Genomic DNA, 13,198 nt, shown 5'->3' on the forward strand with positions numbered 1-13,198 from the left:
GATGCGCTGATGTCTCCCGCTCTAGCGCGTTGCTAGATGCCGGCGTCGGCGGATTCATAGGCCATGTTGTTGAAGCGCGAGTAGTGGCCCTGGAACGCGACCACGATCGTCTTGGTCGGGCCGTTTCTGTGCTTAGCCACGATTACGTCGGCTTCACCTGCGCGTGGGGACTCTTTGTCGTAGATGTCTTCGCGGTGCAACAGGATGACCATGTCGGCGTCCTGCTCAATCGAACCGGATTCACGCAGGTCGGAGACCTGTGGGCGTTTATCGGTGCGCTGTTCGGAGCCACGGTTGAGCTGCGAGAGCGCGATGACCGGAACATCGAGCTCTTTAGCCAACAGTTTGAGCGCACGCGAGAACTCAGCGACCTCTTGTTGGCGCGATTCAACGCGTTTACCTGATGACATGAGCTGCAGGTAGTCCAGCACCACGAGCTTGAGGTTGTGTTGCTGCTTGAGGCGGCGGCATTTCGCGCGGATCTCCATGAGCGTCATGTTCGGTGAATCGTCGATGAAGAACGGCGCGTTATTCAGTTGCGGGAGGGTGCGGGCGATCTTGGTCCAGTCCTCGTCGCGCAAGTCACCTTTACGCAGGTTTTGAAGCCCGACGGCGGTCTCAGCTGAGAGCATGCGCATCGCGATCTCGGTGCGGCCCATTTCTAGCGAGAAGAACACGGTGGTCATGCCGTTTTTGATCGCCGCGGAGCGGGCGATATCCAGCGCGAAGGTCGATTTACCGACTGCGGGGCGGGCCGCGACCACGATCATCTGGCCACCCTGGAACCCCTGCGTCAGTTCGTCAAGCTCATAGAAGCCCGAAGGCACACCGGTGATTTCGTCGCCGGTCATCTGCCCTGCGGCCTCGATCTCATCGACCGTGGACTCCATGATCTCTGAGAGCAGCACGTAGTCTTCCGCGGCGCGCCGTTCAGCAACCTGCATGACCTCGGACTGGGCGTCGTTGACGATCGCGTCGACCTCACCGTCGGCTGCGAAGGCCATCTGCGTGATGCGATCGCCCGCGTAGACGAGGCGGCGCAGGATGGCGCGCTCCCTCACGATCTCGGCGTAGAAGCTCGCGTTCGCGGCCGTCGGAACGGATTGGATCAGCTCGTGCAGATAGGCCGCGCCACCGGCACGGTTGAGCTCACCGCTCTTGGTCAGGTGGCTCGAGACGGTCACCGCATCAGCCGGTTCCCCACGGCCGTAGAGATCGGTGATCGCGTCAAAAATGATCGAGTGCGCGGGCTTATAGAAATCCGATGAGCGCAGAATCTCTACACAGTCGGCGATCGCGTCCTGGGAGAGCAACATGCCACCCAAAACCGACTGTTCAGCCGCTACATCCTGAGGCGGGACGCGCTCAGCAAGTGAGGACGCACCCGAGGATGATGCGCCTGCATCGCTGTAGTCGGCGTCGCTGTACTGATCCACTGTGCTCCTTCAACCTGTACTGTCCTCAGGCTCAGTGTAGGGCGAAATAGACACAACACAACCCGAGTTATCCACAGCCCCTGTCGATAGTGTGTGGACTATTGTGGAACACACCGGTGGATATCCACTACTTCTGTGGATAACCTGGGGAAAACATCGCTGTGATTTTGCTTAAAATTAGCTGTATCCCGCGAGATTCCGCGGTTTTTTCTTGTGGATTATGAAGATGCTCTAAAAACTTTTCCCCAACCTTCAAGCACACGTGTCATGTTGACAAGAGGGATATCCACGCGATACATGCCTGAAACGCTAAGTTATCCACAGGTTTGGGCTAGTTACCCACAGACTCGCCCGAGTAGAGGTTGAAGGTTCGCCAACTCACCCTCGCGGAAGGTTGACCGCCCCCACAAATGGGGCTACATGCACATGGGGCGAGCCCGAAAGGGCCCGCCCCACAAACTACCTTGCACTATTGCTTATGCTTTTGCGTGCTTATTTGTCCTTCTTGAGGACCTGTCCGCTCTTGACGTCCACATAGACCGTCACGTCGGCGCCGCCACCCTCTGGGTAGATATCAACTTCCCACATGATCTGGCCTTGCTCCTCGTCAACGCTGACGTCATCGAGGGTGCCTGGGGTGTCCTTGAGCGCGGTCTCGATCGCCTTAGCGATTTCTACCTTGATCGCGTCATATTCGCGGCGGTCATCGCTGTCTACGTCTTCGACTTCATCCTGGTTGGTGACCTTGGATCCGTCAGCGGCTACCTCGAGCTCGTGACTCTTATTGCCCTTGACAACATCTACGCTCCAGCCGCTCTTATCGTCATCCCAGTCGAGGTCAACGGCCTTGCCGCCAACTTCCTTTTCAGCGGTCTCGATCGCCTTGAGAGCGTTCTGTTGGCTACCACCCTTGGTTGGGGCTTGCGCGTTGTTGTCTGCAGAGTCCTTACCATCAGCGTCATCGGCGTCAGTGTTCTGCGCCTGCTGAGTCTCAGTCTGCTGAGTTTGGGTCTGCTGGGCGTCCTGGGTGGGTTCGGAGGTTTTGTCCTCCGTTGGAGCACCGCAAGCGGCAAGAACCAGCGCGAGGGTTGCTACGGACGTGAGGGCTACATGTTTCTTCTCCATGGCCTCAATATACGCAGATCGGGACTCAGATAGCACTGCTTTTTTTGCTCAGCTCTAAGCCAACCTAGATTAACTGCCCGCGTTTGTCCTATGATCAGCGCCTTCCAAACAGCAGGCTTTAGGCGGTTACGAGTGCGCGGTCTGGAAGCTGCGCAAGGTCGCGGAACGTCTTGCCGTGCAGCACGATCGGCTCTCCGTGTTCCTCGCCGTGAGATACAGCGTGGACCTTCAACAGCACGATGGTGTGGTCGCCTGCCGGGACCGTGTCATAGATCGAGGTCTCAAGCCACAGGGCGGCGCGGTCCAGGAACAAAGCACCGGAGTCAGCTAACGTGACGTCGAGGCCGCTGAAACGCTTGGATGCGTCGCGGGAGGCGAGCTGATAGCAGACCTCGCGGTGTTCATCGGCCAGAATCGAGACGCCGAGCCGATAGCCGTGCTTGAGGCGCTGCCATGTGCGGGATTCGTTGCGAACTGAGAAGGATACGAGCGCTGGCTCATATGAGATGCCGACCGCAAAGCTCGAGGAGACCATGCCTTCGTGGTGGCCTCCCACGCGGGAGCAGAGAGCTGCCACGCCTACAGGGAAACGGTCGAATGCCGAACGCAGGGTTGCCTGGTCGATGGTGTGGGTCAGGGACATAGCGATTCATCCTTCGCAAGTATCGGCCGTCCACAATGGCCGGCGCAGCTTGCCGCCGGCATTCCCGACGGCCGAATCGTCACCTGGGGCACCCCACCTACGCGAGAGGGTTGCCGACGGATTAGCCAGGGCCTAAAAATCCGTACTCATGATTCGTGTGTTAAACGATAAACAGTTCAGCGCACGCCGTGCAACTGAATGTGTCATGTAGTTCATTTAATGAGACGAACGCCGCACCCTTTCTCGGGTGCGGCGTTCGTTCACGCCCCTCGCGGGGCGCGTCTCAGACTGTTTCACACGTGAGCTGACACGCGGTTCACATTATGGTTCCGCGCGCTGAGTGCTTGAGTGTTACTTGCCCTTTGGTGCTGCAACAACGTGCAGCGTGGTGTTCGCGAGAACGTCTTCGTGCAGGCGGACGGTGGCTTTGTAGTGGCCAGTGGTCTTGACCTGCTGTGCGATCTCGATGGTGCGCTTGTCGACCTTGCCCAGGCCGGCAGCCTCGATTGCTGCTGCAACGTCGGCCTGCTTGACGGTACCGAACAGGCGGCCGGTGTCACCAGCTTTAACCTCGATGCGGATCTCAGCGTCCTTGAGGCCGTCTGCGATCTTCTGTGCTTCTTCGAGGTTCGCGATGCGGTGGGCCTCGCGAGCAGCCTTGATGGACTCGATGTCCTTCTCGCCACCCTTGGTCCAGGTGATCGCGTAGCCGCGTGGCAGCAGGTAGTTGCGTGCGTAGCCGTCGCGTACTTCGACGATGTCGCCCGCAGCACCCAGGCCGGTTACCTCATGCGTGAGAATAAGCTTTGCCATGTTTCTTCTCTCCTCCTTCTTGCTTAGCCGCGGCCAGCGCCGGAGTATGGAAGCAGGGCAACTTCGCGCGCATTCTTGATCGCCTGAGCGATCTTGCGCTGCTCCTGCACGGTAACGCCAGTTACACGACGAGCGCGGATCTTGCCGCGGTCGGAGATGAACTTGCGAAGAAGGGCGACATCTTTGTAGTCAATGTAGTCGATGTCGGCGGCCTTGAGCGGGTTGGCCTTAGGCTTAGGCTTGCGAATTTCAGGCTTAGCCATCGTGGAGCTCCTTAGTTTGTTTTGGAGCCCGCAGTGTCAGCTGCGGGATGGGTATTGGTTTGAAAACGATTTAGAACGGTGGTGCGGACTGGCCGGGGTTTGCGCCCCAGTCGCTTGAGCCGCCAGAGTTACCCCACGGGTCGTTAGCTGGAGATTGCTGAGGCGCACCCCAGTCTCCGCCGCCGCCCTGGTTCTGCTGGCCGCCGAAGCCTCCGCCTTGGTTGCCGCCACCAAAGCCGCCGCCGGTGTTTCCACCGAAGCCGCCCTGGTTGCCGCCGAAACCGCCTTGGTTACCCCCGCCGCCTCGCTGGTTGCGGGTGACTTGTGCGGTTGCGTAGCGCAGGGCTGGGCCGACTTCGTCGACGTCCAGTTCCCATGCGGTACGGCGGTTGCCGTTCTGATCGTCATAGCTGCGGGCACGGAGACGACCCTGGGCGATGACGCGCATGCCCTTGGTCAGTGATTCCGCCACGTTTTCGGCGTGTTCGCGCCATACGCTGCAGCGCATGAAGAGGGCTTCGCCGTCTTTGAACTCGTTGGCCTGACGGTCGAAGATCCGCGGCGTAGAAGCGACCGTGAAGTTCGCTACCGCGGCACCGGAGGGCGTGAAACGCAGTTCCGGATCAGCGGTGAGGTTACCCACCACAGTGATGATGGTTTCTCCAGCCATGATTCCCCTTAGCGTGAAGCGTTGAAACGTGGTTGTGCCCGCTGAGGACGCGCTTACTTGATGCGCTGGTCCTCTGGGCGGATGATCTTGGTGCGCATGATGGACTCGTTGAGGCCCAAAACACGGTCAAGTTCGGATGCGGTCTGTGGCTCAGCGGTGAAGTTAACCACTGCGTAGATGGCCTCAGCCTTCTTGTTGATTTCGTAGGCCATGCGGCGACGGCCCCAGATGTCGATGTTCTCGACGGTTCCGCCGTCCTTGGTGACGACCTCGAGGAACTTGTTGAGCGTCGGTTCAACGGTGCGCTCGTCGACCTCGGGGTCAACCAGCAGCATCAGTTCGTAGTTACGCAAGTGAACCCACCTCCTTTGGACATAAAGCGGGCACGGTCTTTCCGTACCAGGAGGTTCTATTGCGGTAGCCCCTACCCTGCCATGCAGGGCGTGCAAGCCTGCTGAAGTGCGCATCACGATGCGGTTACCAGCAAAACTTGAAAGTGGGCAACAGCACCAGTCTACCCGCAGTACGGCTCAAGCCATAACTCTTCACTGTGCGTGTGGGTGCCATCATGCACTGCGATGTGCAGCGCGCGTGGGCGGGAGGAGTCAGTCCTTGTGGTCGCGTAGCTGTTGAGGGAGGCGGCGCTCCAGGACGGGTGCGAGGCTTCTCAGGTACGTGTTGGTCACGTGATTTCCATCCCTGTAGATCAGCGTGTTGCCCGCGACCACGGAGCATTCGTCTTTGCTGCAGAAGTAATCGGTCATATCAAGGAAGTAGACGTCATCGAGCCGCCCGGCCGCCTCTACCGCCGGGTCATCAAGCAAACCTTGTTCAACACTGAAATCGCACTCGTGTGGCTTGTCCATGCTACCGGAAACGCACGTGCGTGGAATCGGAATATCGTCATCACGCGACGGGACCGGGGTGTCTCGAACCACCACAAGCTGCGCCCCGCTCTTCTGCAGTTCCTTGAACGTGCGTTCGTAACCGTCCGCCGCATCGCCGCGGAATGTTGATCCTGCAAAGTTCTTGGTGATGATCACATCAGGCTCATCCTCAATTACCCGCTGGATGGATTCCTTATTCGGTTCAACGCACCGCTCATCAGCTTTACCGAGCTCACGAGGTTCAAGTGACATGGGGCATGAAGCCTTGGTGTAGGTGATGATCCGCCAATCGTGGTGCTTCGCTAGCTCCTCTAGCGGCTCCACGAGCATCCGGGCGTGAGAATCACCCATTATCGCGATCGTCTTCTCGCCGTCTTCCTTACCCTTCACGCAGCGCGGCGTGTGTTTCTTGCCGTTGCCCGCGAAACACTCCTGATCCGTGCGCGCATCGTCCTCAGCTTCCGCAGGGGTGGGCGTGATGACCGAGCCATACGTGAGCGCCGCTGGAAGCTCGTCTGCGCGCTCCCCTTCAGTGACCAACCGGCCGCCCGGGCTATCCGGATGCCCCGCATCGAGCTTTTGAGCCCCGGACTTCTTGATGACCGGATCCCAACTACCGGCAGCGAACTCCGGCCGCTCACCTTTTAGAAGCTCCGCAGCGAGCTCCTTCTGTTCGCGATTGATCGCATCCGCACGCACAATCGGAGTCACAGCAACCGCAACAGCAACGAGCGTTGCCACGCCACCTGCGATCCACGCTGGCGCAGGCGAGACCTTCAAACGCTTCCACTGGCGTGCAGGCTCCTCAACCCAACGCCACGAAACGTGCGCGAGCACACACGAGATCAGCATCAGCACGGGCACTTGCCACCAATACGGCTTATGCTCCGTGATCTGCACGAAAACCATGTACACCGGCCAGTGCCACAAATACAGCGAGAAAGACACCTTGCCCAGCCACTGAACCGGCGCCCAATCAACCAGCCAATTCAGCGACAACGCACCACTGGTACGGCCCGCGATGATCACCGCCACAGCCCCCAGTACGGGAACCGCCGCGCTAGCACCCGGGAACGGGGTCGCGTGCGTGTACGTGAGGATCGACCAGCACATCGCCGCAAGACCTGCCAGCGCTAGCACCGCACGCCACGAAACGCCGCCGCCCATCCGTTGCTTGCCCTTGCCGGAATCGTCCTTGAGGATGTAGGGCGCCAGGGCTGCGATCAAGCCGCCTAAGGCGAGCTCCCACACGCGCGTTGTCGTGATGAAATAAGCCGCCGGATCGTTTGAACGGACCCTATATTCAGCCCACACGAACGAGGCGAGGATCACCGCCGAAAACAGGACGATCGCATAGGCACGCACAGTGAGCCCGATGCGGCGGGCGAGCCATACGGCCAGGATCACCACGAGCGGCCAGAGAACATAGAACTGTTCCTCAACGCTGAGTGACCAATAGTGTTGGAAAGCGGTCGGCGCATTGTCTGAGGCCAGATAATCCACGGAATCAACGGCCAAAACCCAGTTCACGATGCTCAACAGGCTCGCGATGCCTTGCCGCGAAACCTGTTCCCACTGCTCCGTGGGCCACCATATGAACGTTGCAACGATGATCACGCACGCGGTCACTGTCGCGGCCGGCATGATGCGGCGGATGCGGGCAGCCCAGAACTCAGCGAGGTTGATCTTGCCGTGCACTTCGGCGTCCCGCAGAAGCTTCGATGTGATCAAAAACCCTGAGATCACAAAGAAGATATCGACACCAACAAAGCCGCCCGGAACTGCCCTGGGGTAGAAATGCCACGCCACAACGGCGAAGACGGCAAGCGCCCGCAGGGCTTGGACCTCCGGGAGGAACTTCCGGCCGTCTCTGCGTTTCTGGGGCGCATCCTGCCCATGCGTGTTCTGCCCTCGCCTATCTAGTCCGCGAGCACCGTCCCCTTGGATCGTTGTGGCGTTGTTGGACATGCACGGCATTACATCACGTCTGGGTCCCCATCTCTACAAGCCCAGGTGAAGCGCAAGTGAACTAAGTTATGCGGTATAGAAAACCTTCGCAACCTTATATAGGTCGTGAAGATCGCTCACGCCTGCAAGCTCGCGGGCCGAATGCATCGACAGAATCGGGATACCCACATCCACGGTGCGAATCCCTAGGCGGGTCGCCGCGATCGGGCCGATCGTGGAACCGCACGGGATATTGTTATTCGACACGAACTCCTGGCTCTCAACCCCAGCCTCGCGGCACCAGCTAGCCCACGCTGCAGCACCGAGCGCATCAGTCGCATAACGCTGATTAGCGTTGATCTTCAAGATCGGGCCAGACCCCAGAAGTGGCTTGACCACCGGATCATGATGCCCCGCATAATTCGGGTGGATCGAATGCCCCACATCCGATGACACATGCCAGGATTCTGCGTACGCCCGCGCCTGATCCACAGCGGATGCACCCAAACCCGCATAAATACGGTTCAAAACATCCTCAAGGAACGGGCCAGCAGCACCCGAACGGGACGCCGAACCCAGCTCCTCGTGGTCAAAAGCCGCGAACATCGCAACCCGCTGAGCATCCTGGCCCACACCTGCATCCGCTACCTCACCGAGGGCAACGCAACCGGCGTGAACGGAAGCCAAGTTATCCAGGCGGCCCGCCGCGAAAAACGCTTTATCCTTGCCGAAAGCCTGACCACGAGCCGAGTCAGCGACCACCGCATCGAACCCATCGATCTGTTCAGGATCAACACCGGCGGACGAGGCGAGCTCGGCCAACAGATCATGCTCAGCAGGCACACCCAGACCCCACACCGGCTGAGTCTGGACCTGCTTATCCAACGCGAGTTTCTCATTCACGCCGCGGTCCAAGTGGATCGCAAGCTGCGGCAAACGCAGCAGCGCGCCCGTATCAGCCAAAACCACAGAACCGTCACGCATCGCCAAGCGGCCCGCCAAGCGCAGTTCACGGTCCAGCCACGAATTCAAAAGCGGGCCACCATAGATCTCAACGCCGGCCTGCAACCAGCCGTGGTTACCCGTGGTCGGCTTCGGTTTGAGCTTGAAGCCCGGGGAATCCGTGTGCCCACCAAAAATATTCGCTGGTGTACACGGGTCCGCATTCGCCGGGACCGTCCACGCGATGACCGCGCCATCACGCACCACCACGAACTTCCCGCTCGGCTGCGCGGGCCACTCATCATGTTCAGCGAGACGCGTGAAACCCTGTTCTTCGAGGCGGCGAGCGCTTTCTTCCGCCGCGTGATAGCTCGAAGGGGACGCGTCAATGAAGTCCGCGAGGTCCTCTACATGGGTCAACGCCTGGGTCATGACTCTCCTTGTTCACTCGAAGCCGCGCGGGATGCGGATGCGCGGGTTGGGGACGTGCGGGTTGCGGATGCATCAGTTGCGGATGCGCGCGCCCGCGTTGGCTCGCTTGTGCCTGTTCTGGCTCGGGTCGGCTCGCTTGTGCTTCTACGGGGTTTGGTTCCGGCTTTGCGTCGGCCTTTCGCGGCCCTGGCACCCCGCCGTTGTGGGCTCGCGAACAGGCCGCCGAGCGGATCATCCAGCCCGACGCGCCGTACAGGGTCTTCCTCAGGGCGGAGGATGCATCTGATGACGAGGAACATCAGGGCACCGAGCGAGGCGATGTGGCCCAGGACGGTCATGCTGAAGATCCAGTCTGGGAAGAAGCCGCGCGCTTGATCCGGCTGCGCCATCCCGTAGAGGCGCATCCAGATCGCTACAAAGTGGAACACCTCAAACAGTTGCCACAGCAACAGTGCGCGCCAGCGCGGATACGCAAGGACAGCGAGTGGGACGAGCCACATCACAAACTGCGGCGAGTAGACCTTACCGATCAGCACGAACATCGCCAGGATCAAGAACGAAAGCTGTGCAACGCGCGGCCTATATGGAGCGATGAGCCCCAGCATCAAAACGCCGAGGCACCAGAAGCCAAAGAAGATGATGCCCAGCAGGGAGATCGTATCCGCCGTCAACACAAGATCAGGTGCGCTGCGGCCGATCGTCATGTTCCACAGTTCCCACGTCGAGGAGAAGCCCGCGCCGCGGTCGGAGGAGAACGTATAGAAAACAGCCCACCGTTTCGGGTCAATCAGATAGACCGGCAAGTTGATCACGAGCCAACCGATGCCAGCACCGCCTGCGATCTTGCCGAAAACATGCCAGCGGCGGGTGCGCCACGCCAACGTGAAAAACGCACCCAAAACCAGTAGCGGGAACAGTTTGACCGCCCCACCTATACCGATCAATATCCCGCCAAGCCACGGATGCTCGCGCGCAACCGCGAGCAAGCCAGTGACCATGAGGGCGATCGCCCACATGTCCCAGTTGACGGTCAACGCGAGGATGATCGCGGGAGACAACGCAACCATCGCGGCATCCCAGATGCGGCGAGAACTCATCTTCGCAACCGCGATAACAACAACCGCCCACAAAACCACCGCGAGGAACGCGTTGATGTCAAAGTAAAGGAGGCTCTGTTGGCGGGGTTCAAGTGAACGCGGCACAAACAGTGAAACGAGTGATGCGATGATCGCCATGCCCGCCGGGTACTCGAAAGGCTCCTGCCCGGAATCGAACGGCGCGAACGGGGTCTCGTTGAACCCGCGGGCCCCCCACAGTGCCGTCCAGTCCGAATAGCACATCCCTATATAGCGGTACGGGTCACCCCAACCGTTGACGCGGCACGTGGTCTTGGTGAAAATAGCAATCACGCCAGCGATCGCGACCAGCACCAACAACACCCGTTCGATGCGCCAGAACCCAGGCGAAACAACCCCCGGAGCGGTTCTGCGCCCCAGCGGACCGCCGATCGCTCCCACCAGGGACTTCACCACGGAGTCATTGCGACTCGGCACCGTTACACGCAACGGCCCCTTCTTAGGTCCTTTACTCATGCCTCTAAGCCTACTTTGAGCTAGTTAATCTATCGTTCACGCTGGCTGCGATGAGCTTCATTTACAGTTCACGTCGAGCATGAACTCCGGACACATCAAGCCCATACCTTGTCATATGTGACCACAGAAACGACTCCCCCACAGCAAGCCGCTGCACCGCAGGCCACACCGGCCAGTGTAGCCGCGCCAGACTCCCGAAGCGGCGCGACCGTCATCATCCCGGCCCGCGGCGGTTCCAAAGGTGTGCCGTTGAAGAACCTGCGCCCTATCGCAGGCCGTTCACTCGTAGGCCGCGCGATCGATGCCGCACTTGCAGCGGAATCGGTCACCACAGTCTACGTATCTACCGACCACCCAGGCATCGCTGACGAAGCCCGCCGATGCGGAGCCGGAGTCATCGAACGCCCCGCGGCGCTGTCCGGTGACACCGCATCGAGCGAATCCGCTCTGCTGCACGCCCTGGAAATCCTCGAAGCCCGCGGCGAACGCCCAGCCGTGACCGTGCTAGTGCAGTGCACATCGCCGTTCATCCGGCCAGAAGACCTCCAGGCGGCCGTGACCGCGGTAGAGACGAAGTCGGCTGATGTAGCGTTCTCGACCGTCGAAGACCACGGCTTCCTCTGGACCCGCACACCCAACGGCAACGTGACCGCGGTAGGCCATCAAGTCGCCTACCGGCCACGCCGCCAAGACCGTGCGCCTCAGATGCGTGAAACCGGTGCGTTCTACGCGATGAACACTGAAGGGTTCATCGAAACCCGCCACCGTTTCTTCGGAACCCTCACCGCGATCGAGGTTCCAGCGTGGACCGCACCGGAAATCGACACCCTCGATGACCTCGAACACGCGATCCGCATCGCCGAACTACATGAAGCACCCGTCCAAGCGCTCGATGTTGACGCGCTCATCATGGACTTCGACGGCGTCCACACCGATGATTCGGTGACCATAACCCAAGACGGAACCGAATCCGTGAAGGTGTCCCGCTCTGACGGCATGGGCATCAAGATGCTGCGCCAAGCGGGCATCCCGATGGTCATCGTCTCCACCGAAACCAACCCTGTAGTGACAGCCCGGGGCAAGAAGCTCAAGGTCGAAGTCATGCAGGGCGTGGAACACAAAGCCGAAGCCGTATCCACGTGGATCAAAGAACACGGCCTCGACCCGGCCCGGGTCGCGTTCCTCGGCAACGACATCAACGATCTTCCGGCGTTTGCCGAGGTCGGCTGGCCGCTGGCTGTCGCAGACGCTCAGCCGCTGGTGACCCGCGCGGCCCGCATCTCCATCTCCGCGCCCGGCGGACACGGCGCAGTACGCGAAGTATGCGACCGGATTCTGGCGGCACGCAACGAAAACCGCGAAGTCAATGACCCAGCGGGGCTACTGCCACGATCCATCCCCCAACCGGCACATATTGCCTAAACAGTTCAAACGTCCAAACAGTTCAACAACCAAAACTTCAAGCCATAACGGCTCCCTTGTGAAAGGACTCAAAGAAATGACGAAGCACCCAGCTAAGACCGTTCAGATCGGCGAGAAGACCCTCGGCGTAGACCAGCCTGTCTACGTCATCGGTGAAATCGGCATCAACCACAACGGTGACGTCGACATCGCAAAGCAGCTCATCGACGTGGCAGCTGACGCCGGCGCCGATGCAGTGAAGTTCCAGAAGCGCACCCCGGAGATCGCTGTCCCGGAGCACATGCGCAACAAGCCACGCCAGACCCCATGGGGCGAAATGACCTACATGGAGTACAAGCACCGCGTCGAGTTCGGTGAGAAGGAATACAAGGAGCTCATGCAGTACGCGGCAGCGCAGGACCTGCACTGCTTCGCTTCCCCATGGGACGTCCCATCCGTTGAGTTCCTCGAAGACTTGGGCGTTGTCACCCACAAGATCGCGTCCGCATCCGTGACCGATAAGGAGATGCTGCGCGCACTCCAGCAGACCGGCAAGCCACTGCTGCTCTCGACCGGCATGTCCACCCTGGCTGAGATCGACGAGGCCGTAGCGATCCTCGGAACCGATAACCTCGTTCTGATGCACTCGTGCTCGACCTACCCGATGCCACCAGAGGAAGCCAACCTCCGCTCGATCACGACCCTCGAAGACCGCTACGGCGTCCCAGTGGGCTACTCGGGCCACGAGGACGGCCTGCAGATCTCCCTGGCGGCTGTCGCTCTAGGCGCTGTGACCGTGGAACGCCACATCACCCTCGACCGCACGATGTGGGGCTCCGACCAGGCCGCTTCCCTTGAGCCACGCGCTTTCGAGCAGCTGGTCACCGACATCCGCATCCTTGAAAAGGCAATGGGTGACGGCCGCAAGCGCGTCATGCCAGGCGAGGCAGCTAAGAAGGATTCGCTGCGCCGCGTGACCGAAGACCCAATGGCTGTCAAGGTCGGCTAAGCGCACATCAACCCAGACCGCGTTTCAACCCAGACCGC

Annotated in this window: 12 protein-coding genes and 1 riboswitch; of the genes, 2 read left to right on the forward strand and 10 right to left on the reverse strand. The window is 60.2% G+C overall.

Annotated features, from left to right (window positions below; translation table 11 throughout):
* Positions 1-32 precede the first annotated feature (32 nt).
* The 10 genes from dnaB to HMPREF3160_RS05480 form a co-directional block, all read right to left on the reverse strand.
* Positions 33-1,436 (reverse strand): replicative DNA helicase, encoded by a 1,404-nt coding sequence (dnaB, locus tag HMPREF3160_RS05435; RefSeq protein WP_070491289.1) that lies wholly within the window; start codon positions 1,434-1,436, stop codon positions 33-35.
* A gap of 492 nt (positions 1,437-1,928) precedes the next feature.
* Positions 1,929-2,561: a PepSY domain-containing protein gene (locus tag HMPREF3160_RS05440; RefSeq protein WP_070491291.1), complete on the reverse strand. Its 633-nt coding sequence runs from the start codon at positions 2,559-2,561 to the stop codon at positions 1,929-1,931.
* A gap of 118 nt (positions 2,562-2,679) precedes the next feature.
* Entirely contained in the window at positions 2,680-3,204 is a 525-nt protein-coding gene (locus HMPREF3160_RS05445; protein ID WP_070491293.1) for a flavin reductase family protein, read from the reverse strand.
* Positions 3,205-3,244: 40 nt separating this feature from the next.
* Positions 3,245-3,358: riboswitch (SAM riboswitch) on the reverse strand.
* 197 nt (positions 3,359-3,555) lie between these two features.
* Positions 3,556-4,017 (reverse strand): 50S ribosomal protein L9, encoded by a 462-nt coding sequence (rplI, locus tag HMPREF3160_RS05450; protein WP_070491295.1) that lies wholly within the window; start codon positions 4,015-4,017, stop codon positions 3,556-3,558.
* A gap of 23 nt (positions 4,018-4,040) precedes the next feature.
* Positions 4,041-4,280, reverse strand: coding sequence for a 30S ribosomal protein S18 (rpsR, locus tag HMPREF3160_RS05455; protein WP_035755765.1), 240 nt, complete (start codon positions 4,278-4,280; stop codon positions 4,041-4,043).
* A 70-nt stretch (positions 4,281-4,350) separates the two neighbouring features.
* A complete protein-coding gene (locus HMPREF3160_RS05460; RefSeq protein WP_035755763.1) occupies positions 4,351-4,950 on the reverse strand; it encodes a single-stranded DNA-binding protein in 600 nt (199 codons plus the stop codon).
* Positions 4,951-5,003: 53 nt separating this feature from the next.
* The gene (gene rpsF / locus HMPREF3160_RS05465) at positions 5,004-5,303 is read right to left on the reverse strand and encodes a 30S ribosomal protein S6 (RefSeq protein WP_035755761.1); all 300 of its coding nucleotides are present in this window, start codon (positions 5,301-5,303) and stop codon (positions 5,004-5,006) included.
* 252 nt (positions 5,304-5,555) lie between these two features.
* Complete coding sequence (locus tag HMPREF3160_RS05470) at positions 5,556-7,805, reverse strand: acyltransferase family protein (RefSeq protein WP_070507514.1); 2,250 nt, start codon at positions 7,803-7,805, stop codon at positions 5,556-5,558.
* A 66-nt stretch (positions 7,806-7,871) separates the two neighbouring features.
* Positions 7,872-9,158, reverse strand: a complete 1,287-nt coding sequence (locus tag HMPREF3160_RS05475) for a M18 family aminopeptidase (protein WP_070507516.1) — start codon at positions 9,156-9,158, stop codon at positions 7,872-7,874.
* Positions 9,155-10,750, reverse strand: coding sequence for a glycosyltransferase family 87 protein (locus tag HMPREF3160_RS05480; protein WP_083285462.1), 1,596 nt, complete (start codon positions 10,748-10,750; stop codon positions 9,155-9,157). Before HMPREF3160_RS05480 ends, HMPREF3160_RS05475 begins: the two co-directional genes overlap by 4 nt.
* Positions 10,751-10,867: 117 nt before the next feature.
* Here HMPREF3160_RS05480 and HMPREF3160_RS05485 point away from each other — a divergent pair, with 117 nt between their 5' ends.
* Both HMPREF3160_RS05485 and HMPREF3160_RS05490 read left to right on the forward strand, forming a co-directional pair.
* Complete coding sequence (locus HMPREF3160_RS05485) at positions 10,868-12,172, forward strand: acylneuraminate cytidylyltransferase (protein ID WP_083285463.1); 1,305 nt, start codon at positions 10,868-10,870, stop codon at positions 12,170-12,172.
* Between the two features lie 76 nt (positions 12,173-12,248).
* Entirely contained in the window at positions 12,249-13,160 is a 912-nt protein-coding gene (locus HMPREF3160_RS05490; protein WP_070491302.1) for an N-acetylneuraminate synthase family protein, read from the forward strand.
* Positions 13,161-13,198: the final 38 nt, after the last annotated feature.

Source organism: Arthrobacter sp. HMSC06H05 (assembly GCF_001807395.1).
Lineage (GTDB): Bacteria > Actinomycetota > Actinomycetes > Actinomycetales > Micrococcaceae > Pseudoglutamicibacter > Pseudoglutamicibacter albus.

What these genes read in the sequence shown, in the direction of transcription:
- HMPREF3160_RS05440 (WP_070491291.1), bottom strand. Translation starts at nt 2,561, where the DNA reads ATGGAGAAGAAACATGTAGCCCTCACGTCCGTAGCAACCCTCGCGCTG.
- HMPREF3160_RS05445 (WP_070491293.1), bottom strand. Translation starts at nt 3,204, where the DNA reads ATGTCCCTGACCCACACCATCGACCAGGCAACCCTGCGTTCGGCATTC.
- rplI (WP_070491295.1), bottom strand. Translation starts at nt 4,017, where the DNA reads ATGGCAAAGCTTATTCTCACGCATGAGGTAACCGGCCTGGGTGCTGCG.
- rpsR (WP_035755765.1), bottom strand. Translation starts at nt 4,280, where the DNA reads ATGGCTAAGCCTGAAATTCGCAAGCCTAAGCCTAAGGCCAACCCGCTC.
- HMPREF3160_RS05460 (WP_035755763.1), bottom strand. Translation starts at nt 4,950, where the DNA reads ATGGCTGGAGAAACCATCATCACTGTGGTGGGTAACCTCACCGCTGAT.
- HMPREF3160_RS05470 (WP_070507514.1), bottom strand. Translation starts at nt 7,805, where the DNA reads ATGTCCAACAACGCCACAACGATCCAAGGGGACGGTGCTCGCGGACTA.
- HMPREF3160_RS05475 (WP_070507516.1), bottom strand. Translation starts at nt 9,158, where the DNA reads ATGACCCAGGCGTTGACCCATGTAGAGGACCTCGCGGACTTCATTGAC.
- HMPREF3160_RS05480 (WP_083285462.1), bottom strand. Translation starts at nt 10,750, where the DNA reads ATGAGTAAAGGACCTAAGAAGGGGCCGTTGCGTGTAACGGTGCCGAGT.
- HMPREF3160_RS05490 (WP_070491302.1), top strand. Translation starts at nt 12,249, where the DNA reads ATGACGAAGCACCCAGCTAAGACCGTTCAGATCGGCGAGAAGACCCTC.